General features: G+C 38.1%; 4 protein-coding genes and 1 pseudogene. All 5 read left to right on the top strand.

The features are described 5' to 3' along the window. A pseudogene (locus AAC037_RS17305) lies at positions 1–214 on the top strand (IS256 family transposase); the annotation flags it as partial. 610 nt (positions 215–824) lie between these two features. Next, the gene (locus tag AAC037_RS17310; protein WP_339904323.1) at positions 825–4,034 is read left to right on the top strand and encodes a peptidoglycan DD-metalloendopeptidase family protein; all 3,210 of its coding nucleotides are present in this window, start codon (positions 825–827) and stop codon (positions 4,032–4,034) included. 309 nt (positions 4,035–4,343) lie between these two features. After that, complete coding sequence (locus AAC037_RS17315) at positions 4,344–4,943, top strand: phage tail protein (protein WP_339904325.1); 600 nt, start codon at positions 4,344–4,346, stop codon at positions 4,941–4,943. Between the two features lie 421 nt (positions 4,944–5,364). Next, positions 5,365–5,841 carry a hypothetical protein gene (locus AAC037_RS17320; protein WP_339904326.1) on the top strand — a complete coding sequence of 159 codons (477 nt, stop codon included), beginning with the start codon at positions 5,365–5,367 and terminating at the stop codon, positions 5,839–5,841. Between the two features lie 53 nt (positions 5,842–5,894). After that, the coding region (locus tag AAC037_RS17325) for an IS1595 family transposase (RefSeq protein WP_339904328.1) at positions 5,895–6,471 on the top strand (577 nt) is incomplete at its 3' end.

Genomic DNA, 6,471 nt, shown 5'->3' on the forward strand with positions numbered 1-6,471 from the left:
CACGGTAGAAGGCTTTCACAGACAAGTGCGGAAGGTGACCAAGTCCAAAGGTGCCTTCACCTCCGATATGGCCTTAATGAAGCTTGTTTACCTGGTCACCAGGCGTATTGAGAAAAAGTGGACCTCACCTTTGCAAAATTGGGGCTTGACAGTCCAGCAATTGGCTATTAGATTTGAGGGAAGATTGGAACTCGATCTACAGACAGAAACCTAAAAAAATAGTGAACTTTCCCTTCGGGGGGCTAGCCCCCCGAAGGGAAGCCAGACAGAATTGAGCTAACACTCCCGGGACAAGGGGGATTTCCTTACGTAAACTTCAATAGATCCGAACTTTCAATAAATAATATACTTAAAAACATCCCCAGAACCCTCCTTGTTAGTATCACTAACTACCTACTATCCAGCTTTTTACAAGAAATCACCCGGTCCTAGAACGAAAAAATGAATTATTTTTTTGTTAAATTTTCATTAAACTCGATTTAAAATAAATAAAAGATTTTTTTGCATATTACCGGCATTTCTACTGCATTTACCAGTTAATTCAAACTATTTTAGTAGCCGATCCGGCATTTTAATAAATGAATTACATCTTAAAAACACCTAATATTTTCATTAATTACCCTCATTTCCCTCGCTATCAGTCTCTTATACTTGCTTTTATAAAAAACTATTTTTACTTTCATATATACATAAACGAAGTTTGAACCAACCAAACTGTTTAAATTCCCGGACCGCTAACTTTAAAGAGATGACTTTTCCAGCCGTAGACCCACTCCTATTGTCTATTTTCTATCAAACCTTTTTGAGAAATTAACTTGATAACAATGAAAAATAGAAGTTTACTTTCCATTCTCGTAGTTTTAGTTGGTTGGTTTGCATGCATTAATGAAGATGTAGGTACTCTAACGCCAGCTGTAGTGACCATACCGGAACAAGTTTTAGAAATCGACGAACTAGCAAGTTTAACATTAATAAATGCAAGTTCTAACCAAAACCCGAGTTTTGTAACCAATGAGCTATTTTCCCAAGATAACTCACTCTCTTTTACGCAGCAGCTTTTTGGAGTTTCCGAATTGTATTATCAAGGAATTCAAATTCAACTAAAACAAAAACTTCCCGAAAATGATCGCACGGAATTCGAAATGAATATTCCCGATAGTTTTATCAGTGAACTTGCAGCAGAGCAAAGAATAGTTCTTTTCGCTAAAATCTACCAAGATGCTGGAAATGAAATATTGGATTTTTACTATCCAATACCAAGCACAGTGAATTTAACGAGTAAAACGCTTTCAAGCATGCTTCCACAGTGGGTTTTTACAAACAAAAGAGGTAATTCAACAACTTTTGAAGCACGGCTTTTGGTGGCAATTGTTGATGCGACCAAAGAAAGCGAAAATAGTTTCAACTCAAGAATGGCGTCTGGGGAATGTGAATCAGAACCCATTTGTTGCCCATTGGGAGGAGACCTGTGTGCCAGCAGTCGGGTTATTAGCGATTTTCAAAGTCCAATTATAGAAAACGGCATACCAAAGATTCATACAGGGGTAGATTATGCGGTACCTATCGGTCACCCCATTATTGCGGTAAATGAAGGATTTGTGCTGGAGGCCGGAGAGATTCCCGGATATGGAAAAGCTGTTGCGATTAGACACAGTAATGGCACTACATCTCTTTATGCTTTTCTATCAGAAATCATAGTTTCTAAAGGTGAGACCGTACGTAGGGGCGAATTGATTGGAGAATCAGGATCGAGAAGTTCAAGTAATGAATCGCACCTTCACTTTGAATATATAAAAACGGGTAACCCTTTCTCTGGAGGTAGCGGTCAAGAGCCGGTATATATGAACCCCGCACCTTGTCTAAATAACGAATGCGGAAAGGCAGCTTCTGAGCTCGACTTTTTATTGGAAGGAGCAACCGAGGTTGATTTGGCGGGAAAAGAGGCCGAGAAGCTTTCAAACGCATTGAGGGTAAAACTATCGGAAAATGGTCAACCTGTGGGTGGAAAAAAGATCGAATGGAAAGTAGCGGAAGGGGATGGTTCAGTGCAGGATATACAAAACTTTACCTCTTCTGAGGGCTTTTCAACAGCATCTTACACAATGGGAGCAGAAGAGAAGCAGGTCGTTTCGGCCTCCTTTCAAGATCAGACCGTAACTTTCGAAATCCGCAAAAAGGTTGGGATTCTAAAAATGCACGATGGAGATAATCAATCCGGGGGGACAAACATGCAATCAACAGACCCACTTGTGGTTCAGCTTACTGAGAATAATAATCCCTTTGCGGGAGAAATTATCAACTGGACTATCGTTGAAGGAGATGGAAGCTTGCCTAACGAATCATCGGAAACCAACCAAGAAGGCCTTGCCGAAGTTCATTATGTATTCGGTAGTGAGGGAGAAAGTGTTATTAGAGCTAGTTATGAAGATCAATCTGTTGATTTTACACTTACTGCAGTGGCAAATAAGTTATCCATAGTCTCTGGAAACGATCAAAAGGGGTTGGATGGTCGCAAACTTAACCAACCCCTTACTGTAAAGGTCGCAAATTTTCAAGACGAAGCCATCGAAGGAGCTACGATTTCGTGGAGCCTTGAAAGAGGGGATGGAGTATTGGTTGATATGGTAACAAGTACGGATAAATCGGGTCTTGCCAGTGCCAATCTCGTAATGGGGAAGAACGATACTCAGGTGGTACGTGCTACTTATGGAAATCAAACAGCAGAGTTTGTCATCACCAAAGGATCGATCAAGTTGGTAATTGTTTCCGGTAACAATCAAAAAGCAATTGCGAATCGGGAAATTCCAGAACCCCTAATCGTTAAATTAACCGATCAAGATGATGAATCGATAAGTGGAGAAAATATCAATTGGGGTCGAGCATCCGGGGATGGGTCAGTAATAAATACACAAACTACCACAGACGAAAACGGTAAATCTCAAACAAGCTATTTGATGGGAGCCCAGGCAACTCAAGTAGTCAGAGCAACTTACGAGAATATTAATGTTGACTTTACCATATCCAGAAACCAACTAAAGCTTGAAATTGTAAGCGGCAATGACCAAACTGCCGATGTTGGTATAAAGCTTAACAATGACTTAGTGGCCAGATTATTAGACAGCGACAATAATCCAGTTCCGAATGAAGAAGTACGATGGGAACGTAAAAATGGCAATGGACAATTAGAAATAGTTAGTAGCACAACAGACGAGGAAGGAAAAGTAAGCGCAAGTTATACCGTAGGATCAGACTATCTACATGTTGTTTCAGTAACCTATCCAGGGACTAACCTTCAGGTTAATTTCCAAATCAATCGTACTCGAAAAATTTTGAAAATATTTTCAGGGGACAATCAAAAGGTACTGATTGGTGAATCAGTAAAACCATTAATAATACGCCTTGAAGATATGGATGGTCGACCCATAAGCGGGGAAACAATTATTTGGGAAAGAATCCAAGGCGATGGGGTGTTAACTCCGATTTCAGAAACTACCAACCTAGCAGGATCTGCTTCAGCAAATTATGTTATGGGAGAAGCAAAAGTGCATCAGATTCGGGTAAAGTTTGAAGAACAAGAGGTAATCTTTAATTTGGAAAGAGAATATATTGCGCCAAAGATAAGCTTTTACGAAGTAAGTATAGTACCTAGTAGCGAACTTGTTCCAAGTTATAATAGTGGGACACATATTATATTTTCATTCTTTTACGAAGATAAGGATGGAGATCTACTATCTACAGATCAACTTGGGGTCAAAAGACTTTATTATAATGTATATTGTACTAGCGGTTGTGAAGATAACTTCCAAGGAAGGGTTAGGTGGGGGGGAGGAACTATACCAATCAATGACCCAAGAGGAGCGATTAATTTCCATAATGGAGATGATTATAGTGGATCCTTTGGCTTAAGTGTATGTGGACTGGGAAACAATACTCCATTATCAATGTGTAAAAGCCAAGTTTGGGAAGTAACTATTTCAGATCGTGCTGGTAATGAAAGCAATGTCGCCGTAGCTGATTGGGATTGGAGTAGATAATAAAAATTTAACCTTATAATTGGAAATTAGCAACTTCATAATTGATGATAAAATCATAATAATAAATAAACATCAATAATATTATAATTCCCGATAAATCAAATGCCAAATTATCTTTACTCAATAGAACCAATGCTAGTATAGAAAATTGAATAAATAGTTTTAATATTGTATTTATAAATATATATAATATATAAATCACCATTATCATGAAAATCATTAAAGAAAATCTATTCACCATCTTTAGCTCTTGTATTTTAACATTAAGCTTACTCAGTTTTCCATAATTTGCATCTAACAAAGGTAAAAATGACTTTTTTGGTGAGTGACGAAGTTCCGGTAGGCTTTATTATGGCTTGGGCTGGAGAGCCTGCGTATTTGCCTGATAACTGGAAAGTTTGTGACGGATTGACCATGACAAAGAATGACTATCGAGAACTTTACAATGTAGTAGCAGAAATCTGGACACCGGATCAGGGTGTCGGTAGGGATTTATTCAAAATACCTGACCTAAGAGGACTATTCCTGCGGGGAGTTTCCGGAGTTAGAGATGACGAGTTTATGGACCCCAATAAAAATAATCGGCTTACCACAATGGGAAGAACTCAATCTAATGCAGTTGGTTCCTTTCAGCGCCAGTCAACCAAGTTACCTAATAGAAATTTCCCAGGAGGAACCGCAGCAGCAGGGAGGCATACCCACAATCTTCCTGCGCATGGAGGAGGACCAGGTGTAGCGCATGGTGCAAATTCAGATAAAAATGTGACGTTCGGTGACTGGGTTCACGAAACTAAAAATATGCCATTAAGGGCTAATGACCATACGCATACCGTGACCATAAGTGGAGGTGGCGATGTGGAGACAAGGCCTAGTAATGCATATGTGCATTGGATAATAAAGGTTAGGTAGCTTATTTTGATCTAAATGAAAATGTGAGAAAATATTTAGGTATCTAGCTGATTTAAAATCTTAATTGAAAAACCGAACTCTGGAATGGAGATAGAGATATTAAACACATTTCCCCAAATTTAGTCAACGAAAAATCTTGCAAAAAGGGAGAGAAATAAAGAAAAATTTGAAGGGTAATCAAGATGTAAAAAGCTTGCCAGGAGGAACCCATAATCTCGGTTAGGAATCTTAAACCCTAAATAAACGTGTATATCTACAGGTTCAATCGGCCCAAAATGAAAGAAGGGATTTTTGAGAATATAATGCAAAGAATGGTGGCAAAGCCACCTTATCCGTACAAATCGTTAATTTGATATACGCTTTATTAAATACAATAATATATTTTGAAAATTATCATACATTACATATTAATATTTAATGAATGAACTTTAAAGAGCAAAATTCAAATGAAAGGGATAAAAATTCCTCTCAAATTAGAAAAGACATTGAGAGGCTGAGGCATCGAAAAAATTTTTATGACAAATTGAGAAGTTCTGTTCCTCCAATAAGTTTTGTACTTTCTGTCATATTGTTTTTATCTTATTTTCTAACAGACTATCATTATCCATTTGTTTTTGGTATAGTTTATTTCGCTATTTCAATTTTATTCCCAATTTTTGATTTAGGAAAAAGTATAGCTATTGAGATAGAGTCCCTTCAAAGTGAACTTTCTTTAAAAGTGAATGATAATGAAGTGCTTGAACATCGAGCTGAACAGCTTTTTAAATCACATGAAATAGGCCTTAGAAAATTCTACGATCAAGCCTTAAAGCAGAGTAATGTTATTTTTATTACAGGAATTTTGTGTTTGATTTTTGGGTTTTCATTTTTAGGATACAGTTTTTATTTTATTGAATAAGGCGTTTGTTAAATGCCACGAATAAGGCTACATTGCCATTAAACGCTGATTTTATGGAAAAGAAGTATAAGAGTCTGTCTATATTCGAATTTAAGGACCGATTTCCCGATGATAGAGCATGCTATGAATATTTGGCAGATGTGAAGTGGAATGATGGATATATTTGTAAGAAATGCGGACATTCACATTATTGCAAGGGAATTAATGAATTTGACAGACAGTGTACAAAATGTGGCCGTCTTGAATCACCGAAGGCTGGAACCCTTTTTCACAACTGCAAATTCTCTCTCCTCAAGGCATTCTATATCGTTTACTATGTTTCTACTGACAAAAATGGCGTCAGTAGCGGGGAATTAAGCCGTAGACTTGCGCTCAGACAAAAGACTTGCTGGCTTTTTAAGCGGAAAGTGATGAAGGCAATGGAAAGTAGCCAGAACTTCCCGATGATGGGGAAAGTAGAAGTGGACGAAACCTATGTGGGTGGCCAGGATGACAAAGCACTGGGAAGAAACGAGGGGAATAAGAAAATCATGGTAGTGGGCATAGAAAGGGGGTTAGGTGGTGTTTCTCGTTGGTACGGAAGAGTTATAGAAACCGCCTCAAAGGTCAATCTTGGAGGATTTATGAAAG

Origin of the sequence: uncultured Cyclobacterium sp. (assembly GCF_963976465.1) — a bacterium.
Taxonomy (GTDB): domain Bacteria; phylum Bacteroidota; class Bacteroidia; order Cytophagales; family Cyclobacteriaceae; genus Cyclobacterium.

Bases quoted from the DNA above. Each gene is read 5' to 3' on its own strand.
- AAC037_RS17310 (WP_339904323.1), top strand. From the start codon at position 825: ATGAAAAATAGAAGTTTACTTTCCATTCTCGTAGTTTTAGTTGGTTGG.
- AAC037_RS17320 (WP_339904326.1), top strand. From the start codon at position 5,365: ATGAACTTTAAAGAGCAAAATTCAAATGAAAGGGATAAAAATTCCTCT.
- AAC037_RS17315 (WP_339904325.1), top strand. From the start codon at position 4,344: ATGACTTTTTTGGTGAGTGACGAAGTTCCGGTAGGCTTTATTATGGCT.